Consider the following 214-nt stretch of genomic DNA (forward strand, 5'->3'; position numbering starts at 1 on the left):
CGCCTTCCTCAAGGAGTACAAGCAAGCGTCAGACATCTATTCGCTTGTGGGTTTCATCGGGCTAGACGGGAAAATGACCTGCTCCTCCACGGGGCAGGATCATGACTTTTCCGAGGATGAGAACTTTCAAACACTGGTGGAAACACCGGTCCGTCGTGCGATGCCGGTGTTGCAAGGGGCGGTCAGCAATCAGATGGTCACGCTGATCAACGCG

At 55.1% G+C, this 214-nt stretch carries 1 pseudogene; it reads left to right on the forward strand.

Features of this window, described 5'->3' with window-relative positions:
- Window positions 1-214: pseudogene (locus A3722_RS16810) on the forward strand (sensor histidine kinase); the annotation flags it as partial.

This window comes from Sulfitobacter sp. HI0027, from assembly GCF_001634775.1.
In the GTDB taxonomy this organism is placed as follows: Bacteria; Pseudomonadota; Alphaproteobacteria; order Rhodobacterales; family Rhodobacteraceae; genus Sulfitobacter.